This is a genomic window from Pseudoalteromonas sp. APM04 (genome assembly GCF_022809815.1).
Lineage (GTDB): Bacteria > Pseudomonadota > Gammaproteobacteria > Enterobacterales > Alteromonadaceae > Pseudoalteromonas > Pseudoalteromonas marina.
The window spans coordinates 3,181,643-3,198,070 of the sequence record NZ_CP094441.1 but is presented as its reverse complement, the minus strand read 5'-3'; the positions used below and the strand labels follow the sequence as shown (position 1 = coordinate 3,198,070).

The window sequence follows — 16,428 nt, the reverse complement described above, 5'->3', positions numbered from 1 at the left end:
TCAAGGGTTACATGAAAGTTTTTAACGAGACAGCTACCACTAATTCTGAAATAATGGGCGTCTGAAAATTGAACCACAAAGCAATTTTTTGTACCCAACAGACACCTGAACGTACTCAAAAGCTTGGTTAATATTTTTAATCAAACACTTATTTATGCTTTGTGTAGATCACAATTAAGAGGAAATAAAATGACAGTCAATCGCGAATTATTTGATCACGTAATGGTTCCTAACTACGCACCTTCAAGCGTAATTCCTGTTCGAGGCGAAGGCTCTCGCGTATGGGATCAACAAGGCAAAGAGTTTATCGACTTTGCTGGTGGTATTGCTGTTAACTGTCTTGGCCACTGTCACCCTGCTTTAGTAGGTGCATTAAAAGAACAGGGCGAAAAAATTTGGCATTTATCAAATGTTATGACTAATGAACCGGCGCTTCGCCTCGCTAAAAAAATGGTTGATGCCACTTTTGGTGAAAAAGTTTACTTTGCTAACTCTGGCGCAGAAGCAAACGAAGCTGCACTTAAATTAGCGCGTCGTTTTGCACTTGATAAATTTGGCCCAGAAAAATCACAAATTATTGCATTTAATAAAGGTTTCCACGGTCGTACATTCTTTACTGTAACTGTTGGTGGCCAAGCGGCATACTCAGATGGTTTTGGTCCTAAGCCGGGTGACATCGTACATTGTGATTACAACGATCTAGCCGCATTTGAAGCGCTAATTAGCGACCAAACATGTGCCGTAATGATGGAACCACTGCAAGGTGAGGGCGGTATTGTTTCACCAACTGACGAGTTTGCTCAGCAAGTTCGCGATTTATGTACTAAACACAATGCGCTACTTATTTTCGATGAAGTACAAACAGGTGTTGGCCGTACAGGTGACTTGTACGCATACCAAGGTTTAAATGTAGTACCTGATATTTTAACTTCAGCAAAAGCATTAGGCGGTGGTTTCCCAATTGGCGCAATGTTGACTACAACAGATATTGCACAGCATCTAAAAGTAGGTACTCATGGTTCTACTTACGGCGGTAACCCGCTTGCATGTGCTGTTGCCGAAGCCGCATTTGATACTGTTAACACACCCGACGTAATTGCTGGTGTAAAAGAAAAAGCAGCTTTATTTAACGAACTCCTTGCAGCGGTAAACGAAAAATACAACGTATTTAGCGAAATTCGCGGTAAAGGTTTGTTAATTGGTGCTGTTGTGAATGAGCAATACAAAGGCCGCGCTAAAGAATTTTTAGTAGCCGGTACTGAACAAGGTCTAATGTCATTAGTGGCAGGTGCTGATGTTGTTCGTTTTACACCGTCTCTTGTTATCCCAGAAGCGGATATTCGCGAAGGTATGGCACGTTTTGAAAAAGCAGTTGCAAGCGTAGTAAACGCATAAGCTGTTTTAGCCAATCTACCGAGGGCAAGCATTGTTTGCCCTACGAATTTTATTTACCGTTATTTATAAGGGAGCAAGCGGACTCATGATGATCCTTCGCCCAATCCAGCAAAATGATTATTCAGCATTACTGACAATCGCCCACGAATCGGGCCATGGTTTTACATCTTTGCCTTTAAACGAAGAGCTATTACAAAAGAAGATTGACCATTCAGTAAGCTCATTTGCTAAACAAACGTCACAACCCGGTGACGAAGGCTACTTGTTTGTTCTTGAAGATAGCGAAACAGGTGAAGTAGTAGGTACCTCGGCTATAGAAGCAGCTGTGGGCCTAGATGATGCGTTTTATCATTACCATTTAAGTAAAGTGATTCACTCTTCGCGCACACTAGATGTTTACAAAGCGGTAGATATTTTAACGCTATGTAACGACTACACTGGCGCAACAGAGCTGTGCACCTTGTTTTTGAAAGACGGCTATCGCAAAAACTGTAACGGCAAACTGCTGTCTAAAGCACGCTTTATGTTTATTAAACAACACCAAGCACGCTTTGCAGAAACCGTTATTGCAGAAATGCGCGGTGTGTCTGATGAAAACGGCAATAGCCCGTTTTGGAAGTGGTTAGAAGAACACTTTTTCTCAATGGACTTCCCAACAGCAGATTACTTAACGGGTATTGGCCAAAAAGTATTTATTGCTGAACTAATGCCTAAATACCCAATTTACGTCAATTTATTGAGTAAAGATGCGCAAGCGGTAATCGGTCAAGTTCACAACAATACTCGCCCAGCGATTGAATTATTAAAAAGCGAAGGCTTCACGTTTAACGGCTACGTCGATATTTTTGACGCAGGTCCAACAGTTGAAGCAAAAGTAGATAATATAGCTACAGTACGTAACTCACACGACTTTATTGTTGAAATTGGTGAGCAAACGGGCAACACCATGGTGTTATTAGCAAACGACAAGCTCGAAAACTTCAGAGCGACCGTTGCATCAATGAGTTTCGACGAACGCGCTAAAACCGTTGTGTTATCACAACAAGTAGCCGACGCCCTGCAATTACAAACGGGCGATACTGTTAGCGCAACCCCAGTTTAATTTAGGAGAAAGTATATGACTCATCCTGCACAATTTATTAATGGTCAATGGTCACAAGGCCAAGGCTCAGAATTTAACTCAGTAAACCCAGCAAATAACGATGTTATTTGGCAAGCACCATCAGCCACTGCAGAGCAAGTTGATGCAGCTGTTGGCGCTGCGCGTGAAGCGTTTTACGCATGGGCTGATAAAAGCTTTACTGAGCGTTTAGAAATAGTAAAAGCATTCGCAGCACAATTAAAAGAAAACAGTGAAGAGCTTGCAATCACCATTGCACAAGAAACAGGTAAGCCACTATGGGAAACACGCACTGAAGCGGGTGCGATGGTTGGTAAAATTGCCATTTCAGAAAAAGCATTTTTAGAGCGCACGGGCGATGTTGAAAATGCAATGCCATTGGGCCGCGCGATGATTCGCCACAAGCCACACGGTGTTGTAGCAGTATTTGGCCCGTATAATTTTCCGGGCCACTTACCAAACGGCCATATTGTGCCAGCGTTACTAGCGGGTAATACGGTTGTATTTAAACCGTCTGAACTAACACCAAAAGTGGCTGAGCTTACCCTTAAATTGTGGGAAAAAGCGGGTTTACCAGCAGGCGTTATTAACCTTGTTCAAGGTGAAGTTGAAACGGGTAAAGCCCTTGCTGCTCATAAAGGCATTGATGGCTTGTTCTTTACTGGTTCATCGCGCACAGGTCATATTTTACATGAACAGTTTGCAGGCCAGCCGGGTAAAATTTTAGCTCTCGAAATGGGCGGTAATAATCCGCTTATTATTACTGATGTTGAAGATACTAAAGCCGTTGTTCACGATATTGTGCAATCAGCATTTATCTCGAGCGGTCAGCGTTGTACCTGTGCTCGTAAGTTATTTTTACCAACAGGTAGTAAAGGCGATGCAATATTAGAGCGCCTAATTACTGCAACTAAAGCCATTAAAGTAGGCAACTACGACGATGAAGATCAGCCATTTATGGGCTCTATGATCTCATCAGCGGCAGCAGCGGGTATGGTTAAAGCACAACGCGAGCTTGTTGAGCTTGGCGGTAAGGTCCTTGTAGAACTAGAGCACACAGCAAATACCGGTTTTGTAACGCCAGGTATTATTGAGTGTTCAGCAATTGGCGACTTCCCAGATGAAGAGCATTTTGGCCCACTTTTAAAAGTATTCCGCTTTGACGACTTTGACAGCGCAATTGATAAAGCAAACGACACAAGCTTTGGTTTATCAGCAGGCTTACTCAGTGACAGCCAAGCTGATTACGACCACTTTTTACGTCGTATTCGTGCTGGTATTGTTAACTGGAATCGCCCAATTACGGGTGCGTCTAGCGCTGCACCATTTGGTGGTATTGGCGCATCAGGCAATCACAGAGCAAGCGCGTACTACGCAGCTGACTACTGTGCATACCCTGTAGCTTCAGTAGAGCTTGAAAAAGTAGCCATGCCAGCAACATTAAGCCCAGGCTTAAAAATAGATTAAGTTAATAATACTTAATTAGTATAAAAGCAGCTTCGGCTGCTTTTTTTGTATGCTTAAATCACAAAGCTAGCAATCAACCGCGCTTTCTGCTTAAATCAGCGTAAGTAATATTATTAGGTGGTAAATATCATGGTTTTAGATAGGCAAGGGTACGATGATTTAATCATGTATCTAACTCAAAATTTAGCATTGTTTGAGAAGCCAGGTGTAATAAAACCAGGCGCTCCAACGGTAATGGAACTCATAGAAGATGTTATTGCCGAAAACGTTATGCTAATTTGTGAACAGCACACAAACCTCAACACAGAACAGCGCAGCTTAATTGTACGCGAGGTTGATGGCATTGTTTACGATTTACAAGAAGTGCTTAGCAGCATTACGTCACAGCCTGTTACGGTTGAGCAACATGAGTTTATTGACGAATTTGCCAGCTTAATTAAAAATCTCTTCGACAGCGCTGTTTCGCAGCAGTATTAAGCCTCAATTTATAGTGCCGCGTATCGCATTTTCGTTTGCAACTGCGGCCAACTTGCTTACAATCAACAAAAATATTTTTGAGATAAAAACATGCAAGCAAATGTAAAGTGGGTCGAAGGCGACACGTTTGTAGGTCGTTCTAATTCTAATCACAACGTAGTATTTGATACCGGTAGCGATAGTGCTGCACCTAGCCCAATGGAAATGGTGTTGATGTCGGTTGGCTGTTGTTCATCGGTTGACGTTGTGGGTATTTTAAAAAAAGCTAAACAAAATTTTTCAGACGTCCAAGTACAATTGAGTGCTGAACGCGCCGAAACCGCTCCTCGCGTATTTACTAAAATCAATTTACATTTTGTTGTTACAGGCAAAAACGTGTCTGAAAAGCACCTTGCACGCGCTGTTTCTTTGTCTGCTGAAAAGTATTGCTCGGTAGCATTAATGCTTGATAAAACAGTAGAAATTACTCATAGCCATGAAGTTGTGCAAGAACAGGTAAAATAACGCTTTTTCCATAAGGAAAATTCGTATAAAATCCGCGAACTTTTCATTCTGCAGGTGCAGATTTCACTAATTTATAGGTTGGTTTATTATGAACAAACCCTTCGATAAACTTAAACTTCATGGCTTTAACAATTTAACCAAAAGTTTAAGCTTTAGTATTTACGATATTTGCTACGCAAAAACCGAGCAACAACGTAAAGAATATATTGAATATATCGATGAGCAGTACAGTGCAGATAGACTAACCGACATTTTAGGTGAAGTTGTTGATATTATTGGTGCCAATATTTTAAATGTTGCACGCCAAGATTATGAACCACAGGGCGCCAGTGTAACTATTTTGGTTTCGGAAGAGCCAGTAGAAGAGCAGCAAAATTACGATGCTGACGAAGCACCAGGCCCATTACCTGACTCAGTGGTTGCACACCTAGATAAAAGCCATATTTGTGTACACACATACCCAGAAGCTCACCCTGATGATGGTATTTGTACATTCCGTGCTGATATTGAAGTATCTACGTGTGGTATTATTTCGCCGCTTAAAGCATTAAACTTTTTAATTCATAGTTTAGAGTCTGACGTGGTAACAATTGACTACCGTGTTCGTGGTTTTACTCGCGACGTAAACGGCGTTAAGCACTACATTGACCACGCTATTAACTCAATTCAAAACTTCATGACAGACGATACCAAAGAAGCGTACCAAATGATGGACGTAAACGTGTATCAAGAAAACCTGTTCCATACCAAAATGATGTTAAAAGAAACCGACCTGAACACATACTTGTTTGGTCTTTCTACAACTGATTTATCGGATGATGAAGAAGAAGAAATTCGCTCTAAGCTAAACCGTGAAATGCAAGAAATATTCTATGGTCGTAACCTGCCAGAAACAGAATAATAGTCACGTTTTTGTATGCGTTAATAAATATACCTATAAATCACTTACATCAGAGTTTAGGTTATTTAACAAGTAACAACTCGGATTGTCGGCCGTTTAAGTACCACACGCCGGTTTTATCAAAAATAGCGTCTTCTTCTAGCATTATGCGTATTTCTTTATTCCATGGTTTTATAAACACCGCATTGTTAAGCTCAATAGAGTAAGCGGTATTTAAATGCAGTGGGTAGTCGCCATCGCCGGGTACACCCTGTTGTGAATCCCACATACCCAGTGTGGTACCCGCAGCATGACCATGATAGCCAAGCGGGTGCGTATAAATAGTGGGTTTTAAACCTTGGCCAATGGCTTTTTCGCGAGCGGCTTTTAATACCTGATTACCCGTTTTACCTTCGCCAAATTCAGCGGTAAAAATGTCTTGTAGTTTATTGCCTTTTTTAAGCGCATCAACAAGGTAAGCGGGCGCATTGGTTTCGCCAGACTTTAAAACATAAGCATGTTGTTGGGTGTCGGTATTTAAGCGTAAGTACGTAATACCAAAATCGACATGCAGTAAGTCACCCGCTTGAATAACGTTATCGGCGTAACCATTAGTAAAGCTGTCTTCGTGATCGAACGATTGGCTGTCGGCGCGTTGTATTGCAATACTTGGGTGAAACCATGTTTGCAGTTTTAACTCTTTTACGCGCTCTCTAAACCACCACACTAAATCGTCGCTGGTTGTTTTGCCCACCGTTATTACTTTGCTTGAAAAACCCTCGGCAATAATAGCGTGCGCAATAGCAACAATGTGTTTATACATGTCTATTTCTTGGGGAATACGCTGCTCTAACCAGGCAACTGCCAGCGGCTCGGCCGATATTATTTTATTTTTATAAGCGCTAGGTAAGTTGGCCATTAAGGTATTGTAATCGCCTAGCACTAAGCCGTCGGCATGACCCCAATCGGTAGACGTATTGAGTGCAATGTTATCTGGGTTGTAGCGTTCAATAATATCGTTCAGTGCTTGCCACTGGTTTGGCTGCGCCTTTTTGTCCCAGCCTTTTGTAAATACGTTACCTATTTTATAGGGCGCAATAGCGTAAGCATCCACATTGCCTTGTTCATTTAAGGCAAAGAGCAAAATGGTGGTACGCCTTGCCGATAACCAGGTTGCTGGCAGCATTGTTTTTAATATGGGATCTTCGTTGTATTCGCGGCTAATAAGCAGCCACATATCGATGTTGTGTTGCTTCATTAAGCTGGGCATTAATGTGTTTACCCTAAGCTCGGTTATATTATCTATAAACGCAGCGCGTTCTTTCATCGATAAAATAGCAGGCACGCCATCGGCTTTAGCTAAGGGACTTAAAACAAGCGTAGTAAGTAAGCTCACGCAAAGTAGGAGTTGTTTTGTAAGGTGCATAATTGTTTTATTTTTAGGCTAGTTAATTTATAACATGCCTTAATAGCAGTCATAAAAAAACATTTTGAGATAAACAGCACACAAAAAAGCCCAGCTAACTCGCTGGGCTTTAGCATGAATAGGAATATTATTTAATCATGCTGTAAATAAGTGCAAATACCGCAAGCGCACCTACCGCTAACACAAACAAAGTACTTAAACGGTTACGATACTTATGCAGAGCCGGTACTTTATAAACTGCAATCATAGGCATGATAAATAATATCATTGCAATAATAGGGCCCGACAGCTGATCCATCATATCGAGTATGCTTGGGTTTTTAACTGCACAAAACCAAATTGCAAAAAACATAATAACTACGCCAATTTTATCTACCGTTTTAGCACCAAGCTGTGTTTGCTTAGTCACCAAGCCTGTAAAGCTTTCGCGGGCTCCTAAAAAGTGACCTAAAAACGACGACGTAATGGCAATAAAGGCAACTAAAGGCCCAAGCGTCGCAATAAACGAGTTATGGGTAATGTTAGCAAGGTACGATAAAACCGAGACATTATCGGCTTTTGCTTGTGCCATCTGCTCACCTGTAAGCGACAGCACGCACGAAAATACAAACAGCAATACAAACACAATTAACAGTAAGCTTGTGCGCTTTAAAATGGCTTCTGATTTGCGTGTAGCAAGGTCGTCATAGTGTTCGCGTTGTACATGCACAAAGCTTGAAATAGCCGCTGCATGGCTAAACGAAAACACAATGATAGGAATAGATAACCACAGCGTTTTACCAAAGTTACCCACTTCAGGTAGGCTCATGTCGGGCATTTGCCAGCTAGGTATTAAATACAAGGATAAAAAAAACAAAATACCCACAAGCGGATACACCAAAATAGAAAACGCGCGCAGCATTAGGCGCTCGCCACCCATCATTAGGCTTATCATACCGGCTACCAAAACACCCGAAAGCACTATGCGAGGCGGCGACTCCATGCCCAGCTGGTTTACCATAAAGCTGTCTACCGTGTTGGTTAAGCCCACACCGTAAATAAGCAAAATAGGGAATATAGATAAAAAGTACAACAATGAAATTAATCGCCCTGCATTAACGCCAAAGTGTTCTTCAACTACATCGGTAAAATCGGCATGCTTATTTTTAGACGATAATACAAAGCGTGCTAAACCACGGTGGGCTAAAAAGGTCATCGGAAACGCTAAACACGCCATAATAATCAGCGGCCAAAAACCGCCAATACCAATGTTAATAGGTAAAAATAAAATACCCGCACCAACGGCGGTACCAAAAAGGCTTAAGGTCCACTGCGTATCGTGCAGGTTCCATTTAGATTTTGCGTTTGAATTTGCACTTGAATGCGCGTGTGTTGATGCATTTGAATGCGTTGCATCTAAAGGTGTTGTCATGTGTGTGTGCCGTCCATTATTTATAATAATAACCGCGCCGAAGGATATAGTTTTTGGCCCACTTTTTCATGTTTTTAGCGCCCTAGAGCCGCAATTAACTGCGTTAAAATAGCCCCCAAGTGTCATGAATACGAAACAGCGGTGTAAAAGTAAACAAAGCCAGCACAAGGTGTTTAAAAATGTAGTAATGACACGTTTTACTATTCTCTACACGGTAAAGTAACTCGCTAAAATATAATATTTATAATTGGCAAACACTTACACGGTTTGTTATTAATAGGTGTTCATAAAATAAGGATGTTTTCATCTGGAAGTAATGAAAATGTTTTTTGTTAAAATGTTATCTACTCAATTTATACTGTGGAGTGATATGAAACTTTTCATTTTTATAGCATTGGCCTTTTACTGCATCGGTTCCTATGCAGTGGTCATGAGACATGATGTTCCAATAGACAGTTATCGTGTTGAAAAAATACCAGAATATATTGTCGATATGCCACAGGAAGGCCATGGAGTCCTTATTGCTGAAAAGTGGGTAGTCACAGTAGCGCATACTATCTTTCACGACTATGCAGGGTCTAAGCTAAACGTCGGTTCGAAACAATATGAAATTGACAAAGTATATATCCATCCGGAATATGTAAAACCTAGCAACAATATACTTAGTGGCGACTTAGCGCCGCTTATGCAAGTTTTGGAATCAAGCAGTGATATTGCTTTAATAAAACTATCCAGCCCTGTTTTAGACATTAAGCCAATTTCAATTTATTCAAAATCTGACGAAAAAGGCAAAGTCATAACTGTATTCGGTAAAGGTGCTATGGGAAATTGATTATCAGGTGAAAATTTAGATACTAAATATTTATATCAGCCAAATAAATTTCAAAATGTTGTAGAAAGCGCAAATGGCAAATGGCAAATGGCTGACATTCAAATTTGACTCACCGCACAACGCGCTCCCTCTAGAAGGGATGCATGGTTCTGGAGATAGCGGGGGCGCCTCTATCATTTATCAAAGCGGTGAGCCCTCCCTAGTGGGATTGTCTAGTTGGCAATTTGCAACTGGAGATATTTCGGCATTTAAAGGCGGTTTATATGGTACAACTGCTTATCAAACTAGAATATCTAGTTACTACAATTGGATTACAGATGTTGTGGGCCGCTAACAAACAAAAAATAATAAATAATAGGGTTGTGCCTCTCTCTATGACTTACATCTATAACCCATAACAAGAAACACCCTAACTAAGGAATAAACCGATGATAAAGTATTTATTAATTTTATTGTTTTTAACACCTATTCAAGCATTTGCTGGAAAGTATGCAAATCAAGCTAATGAGAATCCATTTCATAATGGGGAGTTAAACGCAAAATATGAAGGAGAGGCAACAGCTTTAGGGGGAACAGTATTAGAACACATTACAGTAAACAACAATAACTTGTACTTGTTGGATTTAAAAACTCCATCTATCAACAATATTTGGGTAACGAGTTTTGTAAAAGCTCAAGGTAAAGAGGTAGTTGAGGTGGGTGATAATGTTATTTTTAAAGGTTATATTTCTACTGCCTCTAGTCTAGATGAAACTGAAGAGCTAGAAAATTCTATTCAATCTAAGACACTATTAATGGCGATATATGCATTGAACAAGGGCAAGTAAAGCAAAATTGAAAGGCTTTCTGTGGCTTTAATATAAGTATCTGAAACCTTATCTAGCTTACATTTTACATCGGCATGTGAATGACTACGTATTAACAGGCAATATATGGCAGACCAAGAAATAAGACAATTTATTGAGGATATACAATCTAAGTTTCCAGATGTCATACCGTTAATGGATAAACACGAAGAATGTGAATTCGCTTTTCGTATGGAGGAGCTTGCAAATTTAACAACGTTTGCATTCAACGAAAATAAAAACGCCGACGCCCTAAAGTATTTGTCATATATGAATCTAAAACTAGAGACTGCAAGCCCTGCCGAGTTTGAATACATAGATACCTATTATGTTGAGCACTTGTTTTGGAAAGCGACTCCCATCGGAATTGAAATGGGTTGGCCACTTGTTCCCGATAAACTAAAAAAGCTGTACTTAAATTTTCATGGGCAAGCGCCTCAAATACGTTGAGTATTGGTAAAGGTTGTTCTTATTTGTTTTTATTTAAAAATTAAAACCTGTTCCGAAAAGTTGTTAAGTAGGCGCTATTGTTCTGAACTTAATGAGAGATTTTTATTAAACTCCGTTATACTTCTTACAATTGAATATGCCAAATGAAGTAAATAGGCCGCTAACAGCAATGAGCACAGACATTCTTTTTCATACTATTTTTCCGCACGAAACCAGTCAAACATGGGTTGTATTTGTCCATGGCGCTGGGGGAAGTTCGGCAATTTGGTTTCGTCAGCTCAAAGCTTATAAAAAAGAATACAATGTATTGTTGCTCGATCTTCGTGGTCACGGTAAATCAAATAACTTAGTACAAAATTTTGTTGATAATAATTATTCGTTTAATAACGTCTCTAAAGATATTATTGATGTGTTAGACCATAACAATATCACCAGCGCACACTTTGTTGGTATTTCATTGGGCACAATACTCATTCGTAATATTGCTGAAATTGCGCCGCAATATGTTTCTAGCATGGTGCTAGGTGGCGCGGTAACTCGCTTTAATACTCGCAGTAATACCTTGGTTTATTTAGGTAATACGTTTAAGCACTTCTTGCCTTACATGTGGCTATACCGTTTATTTGCTTTTATTATGATGCCCAAAAAGCGCCATAAAGAATCTCGGCTTTTGTTTGTTCGTGAAGCAAAACGTTTGTGCCAAAAGGAGTTTATAAAATGGTTTAAATTAGCCATGGATGTAAACCCTTTAATGCAGTATTTCAAAGAAAAAGACATCGATATTCCCATTCTTTACATTATGGGTAAAGAAGATCATATGTTCCTTGGCCCTGTTAAAGAAATGGTAAAGCGCCATAAAAACAGCGTACTGCAAACTATTCACCATTGCGGCCATGTTTGTAATGTAGAACGCCCTGACTTATTCAACCAGCACTCGCTTGCTTTTATCGCCCAGCAAAACCGATAAAGGTTGTAGCTCTTAAAAATCGTTTAATCAATGGCAAGTCTTAAAAACGTATAACAGCCATCATTTGTTAATTGGAAACGGTCATTCTTTTGCCTTTATCCTTAAGCTAAAAACACTGTATTGCTTCATGCCGCACTCTTTTACACATAGTAAAATACCTCGATTAATATAATTTTATAATTGGCAATCACTTACACAGTTTGTTACTAATAGATGTTCACAAAATAAGAACACGCTCATGTTAACTATAAGGGTGTAATTTGAGCAAGTTACTAGAATGCAGGGAAGTGTGTGAGAACATGTTTAGTTTTAATATCATTACTTCTTAGTGGGTGTTCTCCAATTTGGAAGGAGCAACCTTATAAAGTGTATTACATTGACGGTACCAAAAGGTTAGGTTACAGCCTTGGTCAGGGCGCATATATTGGGCGACTGGATGAACCAATAAATATTAAGTCTAACGAGCAATATATTTCGGTTTATGCTTGTCCGCATAAAACTTGTGCTTTTTACTATATTGATAAAATCAAAGATAACAAGTTTGCTGAACACAAGGAGTTTGTTTATGGGCCATACACAAAAGCTCAATTTGCGGCGATAGCCAAAAAGTTAGGGTTACCGACTACGAATTCCAGCGTTAAGACTGCAATTTAATAAAGACTAAAACGTTACTTATATTTTCACCGGCTACAATAGCGCCAAATCAGTTAACTAAAACGCATTTAAAGTTTATAAGTACAGAACTTAAATAAAAACAAAGGCAGTAAAGAGAGTTCGCATGGATAAAAAGAAGGTGATTGTTATATTTTTCGGCATAATATGGTTTGTGTTTGGAGCCGCTTTTTTTATAGGTTTTGAGTCATTAAAAAAGCTGTTGTTCTGCGTGTTTGTATTTTCTTTTTGTTATAGATATATATATGCATTTATTTTAAAAAGGAGTCTTTATGCACCATATACCGGTGAGGAAATACCTCCTACTGAAGGTAATTTAACAAAGCGGCTCTTTATGCTGATTATAGCTATCGGTGCGTGTAGCTATTTTACTTTCTTTATTTCTTAAAAAAAATATATTTACCCATAGCCTTTATGTTTGGGAGATCAATATATGGCAATTTTATCAATTTCAGTAGGCGTTGCGTTTTTTGCAGTTGCTATGATTTGGTTTGGGTTTAGCGCTATGTTCGGCCAAATGGAAAATTCAGGTTTTGCATATAGCTTCATATTGTGTATGTTCCCTGCGTTTATTGGCTTGGTTTTAATAGTGCCTAGTACACTTTACCGAACTGTTTTTGTATTTGCCCAAAAGCCTGAGCAAACCCTGAAGGAAAAGGTTATTTTATCGCTTGGTTTGTTGATAACTTTGCTATGCTTTAGTGCGCTTATTAAGTTAGCTTTTACATAACAAATAACTTAAGCGTTACTAAGTATTTTACTTTATGCTCCCTGAGTAACTCTTATAGTAAAAGCTATCACTTATCTTGCTGACAACTGATAGCTCTTAACTTTTATTCTTCTATCGCACTTACAATAAAATACGGATTTAAGTACTCATCTTTGGTGTTATAAATAAGCGGGCTGCCATCAAGTTTAGTGACTTTTGCACCGGCTATTTCGGCGATTGCATGGCCTGCGCCGGTATCCCATTCACAAGTTGGGCCTAAGCGCGGGTAAATATCGGCGCTGCCCTCAGCCACTAAACACAGTTTTAGTGAGCTGCCTTTTGAGACCATTTCTACGTCGTCAAAGCGTTTTACAAATTCGGCTAAATCGGGTGATGGGTGCGAGCGGCTGCCTACAACACGTATTAACCCTTTGTTAGGCTTGGTAGTTACTTTAAGTTCTATACGCTCATCGCCCGTGTCTTTAAACGCGCCAATGGCGTCGCTTGCAAGGTACGATACGCCAAGTGCAGGGGCATCAACAACCGCGAGTACCGGTTTTCCGTTTTCTATTAGGGCAATGTTTACGGTAAATTCGCCGTTCTTTTTAATGAACTCTTTGGTACCGTCGATTGGATCGACTAACCAGTAGCTTTTCCATGTTTGGCGAATAGCCCAGCTTATGTCGGCGTTTTCTTCACTAAGGATGGGGATGTCGGGCGTAAGCTGAAGAAGCCCCGCTACAATGACCTTATGAGCTGCTAAGTCGGCGTCGGTTACTGGGCTTTCATCGGCTTTGTATTCAACGTTAAAGTCCTTTTCGTAAATCCCCATAATGGCTTTGCCTGCGGTGCGGGCAAGGATGAGGGCTTCTTCTAGCAGTTCGGTTTGGTTCATTGGGGTTAACCTATTATATGCGTTTGTTTTAGATACGTTATCAGTTGGGCAACCGATTGGTCTAGGGTGTTTTTACTTGTATCTAAAATTATTTCAGGCTTTGTGGGTACTTCGTAGTTTGAGTCGATGCCAGTAAAGTGTTTTATCTCTCCTGCGCGTGCTTTTTTGTATAGCCCTTTTGGATCGCGGCTTTCGCATACATCAAGCGGAGTATCTATAAATACTTCAATAAACTCTCCGTCGTCTACTAAATTGCGCACCATGTCACGTTCAGCTCTAAACGGCGATATAAACGCAGTAAGTACTAACAAGCCTGCGTCGGTCATTAGTTTTGCGGTTTCGCCTACACGGCGAATGTTTTCTATGCGGTCTTCATCGCTAAAGCCTAGGTCTTTACATAAGCCGTGGCGTACGTTGTCGCCATCGAGCAGGTAAGTGTGTACGCCTTGCTGATTAAGCGCTGCTTCGAGTGCGTTGGCTACGGTGCTTTTACCTGAGCCTGAAAAACCGGTAAACCATAAAATAGCCGGCTTATGTTTTTTTTGCTCGCTACGTTGTGCTTTAGTGGTTGCGTAGTTATGCCAAACTATATTTTCATCCATAGTGATGTGTCTCTTATGCTGTTTGCGCCAGTATTAAAAAGGAAATACCAGCGGGATCAGGGTTAATACCGTGATTGAATAAATAATAGAAAGGGGCAAGCCCATAACAATGTAATCTTTTAAGCGATAATTACCCGCGCTATACACCATTAAATTTGTTTGATACCCAAATGGCGATATAAAACTTGCCGATGCGCCAAAAGCAACCGCCATAATAAAGGGTAGCGGGTCTACATTAAAGCCAACAGCCAATGAGTAAGCAACCGGAAATGAAAGTGCCGCTGCCGCATTATTTGTAATAAGTTCGGTAAATAATACGGTCATTAAAAATATGGCTATAAATGCGCCGTAAGGACCAAAGTCGCCAAGTACCATAAATAGCGCACTCGATATTTGCCCAGCAAGTCCCGTGCCTATCATTAATTTTGCAAGCCCAATAGCGCTACCTACTACAACAAGTAACTCAAGCGGAAATCGGCGTTTTATTTCGTTTAGCTTTATGGTGCCGCTGAGCATTAAGCCAATAAGTAATACCAATAAGCCTTTTACTAACGGCACTACCCCAAAAATACTTAAACCCAATACACCCGCAAAGCTGAGTAATACAATATTAGATTGTTTGGGCGCAAGGTGGGTTTGTAAATCAAGGCCTGAAATATATACAAACTCACGCTTTAAATTAGGTAGGCTGTAAAAGTTTTTGCCGGGTGCCAAAATGAGTGAATCGCCTGCTTGTAATTGTACTTGGCCAAGGCCGCCTTGAAGGCGGTCGTGCCCACGGCGAATAGCAATAACAGCAGCGTGAAACTGTTCGCGAAAGCGTATTTCTTTTACTGTTTTGCCTATAAATTTAGACGACTGACTTACGACCACTTCAACCAAGTGTTCTATGTCTTTTTCGTGGTTATCGTGTACTACTTTTAAACCATCAAAGCGTGTTAATAGAGGGACTGATTTAATGTCGCCTACAAATAATAAAATGTCGTTTTGTTGAATAATTTGCTGAGGCGTTACTGCGCATATGCGTTCGTTATTACGAATTATTTCAGCTAGGAACAAGTCTTTTAAATCGCGTAGGCCGTTTTCTTCTACTGTGCGACCTATTAATTTTGAGCCTGTTTGTACTTTACCTTCAAGGTAAAAAGGAACAACTTCCTGATCGCTTTTGCCGTTGTCAGGCAAGTATTTAAGCATTACCAAAATAGTAATAAGGCCAACGCTAAGCGCGCCTAAACCCACTAAGGTAAAGTCGAAAAAGCCCAGTGGCTGCATACCTGCATCGACCGCAAAGCCGTTAACAATGAGGTTTGTTGAAGTACCAATGAGTGTAATGGTGCCACCTAAAATAGCAGTGTACGACAGCGGTAATAATAGCTTTGAGGGTGAATGGTTTGGGTTATCTTTTATTGCGGTAATGAGTGAGGCAACAACCGCCGTATTATTGGTAAATGACGATAAAAATGCAGTAGAAATCCCCAGCTTTGTTACCGACTTAACTAAGCTACCTTTAGATAACGACATGGATAGCTTTTGAATTAACGTGGTTTTTTCGATTGCAATCGACACTAATACGAGGAGTACTAAGGTAATAAGTGACGGATTGGCGTAGTTAACTAGCATGTTTTCAAGGTCAATTAGCCCGGCTAAGTAGCTGGTGCCAATAGCGCTTACAAATAACCATGCTGGATTAATGCGGGTGCCAAAAAGGCACCCGACTAAGGTAAGCATTATGCCTGTTAAAACTAGCTGCTCTACCATGCTTTATTATTCCTAACA

Annotated in this window: 17 protein-coding genes and 1 pseudogene; 13 read left to right on the top strand and 5 right to left on the bottom strand. The window is 40.3% G+C overall.

The genetic code is table 11. The features are described 5' to 3' along the window. Positions 1–189: 189 nt before the first annotated feature. The 6 genes from MTP24_RS14775 to speD all read left to right on the top strand — a co-directional run bounded on the left by MTP24_RS14775 (position 190) and on the right by speD (position 5,864). Entirely contained in the window at positions 190–1,395 is a 1,206-nt protein-coding gene (locus MTP24_RS14775) for an aspartate aminotransferase family protein (protein WP_243531926.1), read from the top strand. A gap of 85 nt (positions 1,396–1,480) precedes the next feature. Next, positions 1,481–2,497 carry an arginine N-succinyltransferase gene (gene astA, locus MTP24_RS14770; protein WP_243531924.1) on the top strand — a complete coding sequence of 339 codons (1,017 nt, stop codon included), beginning with the start codon at positions 1,481–1,483 and terminating at the stop codon, positions 2,495–2,497. Between the two features lie 15 nt (positions 2,498–2,512). Further along, positions 2,513–3,982 carry a succinylglutamate-semialdehyde dehydrogenase gene (astD, locus tag MTP24_RS14765; RefSeq protein ID WP_243531921.1) on the top strand — a complete coding sequence of 490 codons (1,470 nt, stop codon included), beginning with the start codon at positions 2,513–2,515 and terminating at the stop codon, positions 3,980–3,982. Positions 3,983–4,111: 129 nt separating this feature from the next. Continuing rightward, on the top strand, positions 4,112–4,459 hold the full coding sequence (locus tag MTP24_RS14760; protein ID WP_006791285.1) for a DUF3802 family protein: 348 nt from the start codon (positions 4,112–4,114) through the stop codon (positions 4,457–4,459). Positions 4,460–4,549: 90 nt separating this feature from the next. Next, positions 4,550–4,963 (top strand): OsmC family protein, encoded by a 414-nt coding sequence (locus tag MTP24_RS14755; protein ID WP_138740561.1) that lies wholly within the window; start codon positions 4,550–4,552, stop codon positions 4,961–4,963. Between the two features lie 88 nt (positions 4,964–5,051). Beyond that, on the top strand, positions 5,052–5,864 hold the full coding sequence (speD, locus tag MTP24_RS14750; protein ID WP_006791283.1) for an adenosylmethionine decarboxylase: 813 nt from the start codon (positions 5,052–5,054) through the stop codon (positions 5,862–5,864). 61 nt (positions 5,865–5,925) lie between these two features. Here speD and MTP24_RS14745 read toward each other — a convergent pair whose 3' ends face one another. Both MTP24_RS14745 and MTP24_RS14740 read right to left on the bottom strand, forming a co-directional pair. Beyond that, a complete protein-coding gene (locus tag MTP24_RS14745) occupies positions 5,926–7,269 on the bottom strand; it encodes a M24 family metallopeptidase (RefSeq protein WP_138740562.1) in 1,344 nt (447 codons plus the stop codon). Between the two features lie 127 nt (positions 7,270–7,396). Then, complete coding sequence (locus tag MTP24_RS14740; RefSeq protein WP_243531919.1) at positions 7,397–8,680, bottom strand: aromatic amino acid transport family protein; 1,284 nt, start codon at positions 8,678–8,680, stop codon at positions 7,397–7,399. A 370-nt stretch (positions 8,681–9,050) separates the two neighbouring features. On the opposite strand from MTP24_RS14740, the pseudogene MTP24_RS14735 reads away from it, so the two are divergent. The 7 genes and pseudogenes from MTP24_RS14735 (at position 9,051) to MTP24_RS14705 (ending at position 13,176) form a co-directional block, all read left to right on the top strand. After that, positions 9,051–9,846, top strand: a pseudogene (locus tag MTP24_RS14735) (trypsin-like serine protease). Between the two features lie 94 nt (positions 9,847–9,940). Next, on the top strand, positions 9,941–10,339 hold the full coding sequence (locus tag MTP24_RS14730; RefSeq protein WP_008127096.1) for a hypothetical protein: 399 nt from the start codon (positions 9,941–9,943) through the stop codon (positions 10,337–10,339). Between the two features lie 105 nt (positions 10,340–10,444). After that, the gene (locus tag MTP24_RS14725; protein WP_243531917.1) at positions 10,445–10,807 is read left to right on the top strand and encodes a hypothetical protein; all 363 of its coding nucleotides are present in this window, start codon (positions 10,445–10,447) and stop codon (positions 10,805–10,807) included. Positions 10,808–10,976: 169 nt separating this feature from the next. Next, positions 10,977–11,774, top strand: coding sequence for an alpha/beta hydrolase (locus tag MTP24_RS14720; RefSeq protein ID WP_006791277.1), 798 nt, complete (start codon positions 10,977–10,979; stop codon positions 11,772–11,774). A 366-nt stretch (positions 11,775–12,140) separates the two neighbouring features. Continuing rightward, positions 12,141–12,428, top strand: a complete 288-nt coding sequence (locus tag MTP24_RS14715; protein WP_243531915.1) for a hypothetical protein — start codon at positions 12,141–12,143, stop codon at positions 12,426–12,428. A gap of 124 nt (positions 12,429–12,552) precedes the next feature. Next, the gene (locus tag MTP24_RS14710; RefSeq protein WP_243531912.1) at positions 12,553–12,834 is read left to right on the top strand and encodes a hypothetical protein; all 282 of its coding nucleotides are present in this window, start codon (positions 12,553–12,555) and stop codon (positions 12,832–12,834) included. Between the two features lie 45 nt (positions 12,835–12,879). Next, positions 12,880–13,176: a hypothetical protein gene (locus tag MTP24_RS14705; RefSeq protein WP_243531911.1), complete on the top strand. Its 297-nt coding sequence runs from the start codon at positions 12,880–12,882 to the stop codon at positions 13,174–13,176. Between the two features lie 103 nt (positions 13,177–13,279). Here the strand turns inward: MTP24_RS14705 and cysQ are convergent, their stop codons facing one another. The 3 genes from cysQ to MTP24_RS14690 are packed head-to-tail and all read right to left on the bottom strand — an operon-like array spanning position 13,280 to position 16,410. Then, positions 13,280–14,050: a 3'(2'),5'-bisphosphate nucleotidase CysQ gene (cysQ, locus tag MTP24_RS14700; RefSeq protein ID WP_243531909.1), complete on the bottom strand. Its 771-nt coding sequence runs from the start codon at positions 14,048–14,050 to the stop codon at positions 13,280–13,282. A gap of 5 nt (positions 14,051–14,055) precedes the next feature. After that, on the bottom strand, positions 14,056–14,652 hold the full coding sequence (cysC, locus tag MTP24_RS14695) for an adenylyl-sulfate kinase (protein WP_008127182.1): 597 nt from the start codon (positions 14,650–14,652) through the stop codon (positions 14,056–14,058). A gap of 33 nt (positions 14,653–14,685) precedes the next feature. Then, positions 14,686–16,410: an SLC13 family permease gene (locus MTP24_RS14690; protein ID WP_008127183.1), complete on the bottom strand. Its 1,725-nt coding sequence runs from the start codon at positions 16,408–16,410 to the stop codon at positions 14,686–14,688. Positions 16,411–16,428: the final 18 nt, after the last annotated feature.

Bases quoted from the DNA above. Each gene is read 5' to 3' on its own strand.
- MTP24_RS14730 (WP_008127096.1), top strand. From the start codon at position 9,941: ATGATAAAGTATTTATTAATTTTATTGTTTTTAACACCTATTCAAGCA.
- astA (WP_243531924.1), top strand. From the start codon at position 1,481: ATGATGATCCTTCGCCCAATCCAGCAAAATGATTATTCAGCATTACTG.
- cysQ (WP_243531909.1), bottom strand. From the start codon at position 14,050: ATGAACCAAACCGAACTGCTAGAAGAAGCCCTCATCCTTGCCCGCACC.
- MTP24_RS14705 (WP_243531911.1), top strand. From the start codon at position 12,880: ATGGCAATTTTATCAATTTCAGTAGGCGTTGCGTTTTTTGCAGTTGCT.
- speD (WP_006791283.1), top strand. From the start codon at position 5,052: ATGAACAAACCCTTCGATAAACTTAAACTTCATGGCTTTAACAATTTA.
- astD (WP_243531921.1), top strand. From the start codon at position 2,513: ATGACTCATCCTGCACAATTTATTAATGGTCAATGGTCACAAGGCCAA.
- MTP24_RS14740 (WP_243531919.1), bottom strand. From the start codon at position 8,680: ATGACAACACCTTTAGATGCAACGCATTCAAATGCATCAACACACGCG.
- MTP24_RS14710 (WP_243531912.1), top strand. From the start codon at position 12,553: ATGGATAAAAAGAAGGTGATTGTTATATTTTTCGGCATAATATGGTTT.
- cysC (WP_008127182.1), bottom strand. From the start codon at position 14,652: ATGGATGAAAATATAGTTTGGCATAACTACGCAACCACTAAAGCACAA.
- MTP24_RS14745 (WP_138740562.1), bottom strand. From the start codon at position 7,269: ATGCACCTTACAAAACAACTCCTACTTTGCGTGAGCTTACTTACTACG.
- MTP24_RS14720 (WP_006791277.1), top strand. From the start codon at position 10,977: ATGAGCACAGACATTCTTTTTCATACTATTTTTCCGCACGAAACCAGT.
- MTP24_RS14690 (WP_008127183.1), bottom strand. From the start codon at position 16,410: ATGGTAGAGCAGCTAGTTTTAACAGGCATAATGCTTACCTTAGTCGGG.
- MTP24_RS14755 (WP_138740561.1), top strand. From the start codon at position 4,550: ATGCAAGCAAATGTAAAGTGGGTCGAAGGCGACACGTTTGTAGGTCGT.
- MTP24_RS14775 (WP_243531926.1), top strand. From the start codon at position 190: ATGACAGTCAATCGCGAATTATTTGATCACGTAATGGTTCCTAACTAC.
- MTP24_RS14760 (WP_006791285.1), top strand. From the start codon at position 4,112: ATGGTTTTAGATAGGCAAGGGTACGATGATTTAATCATGTATCTAACT.
- MTP24_RS14725 (WP_243531917.1), top strand. From the start codon at position 10,445: ATGGCAGACCAAGAAATAAGACAATTTATTGAGGATATACAATCTAAG.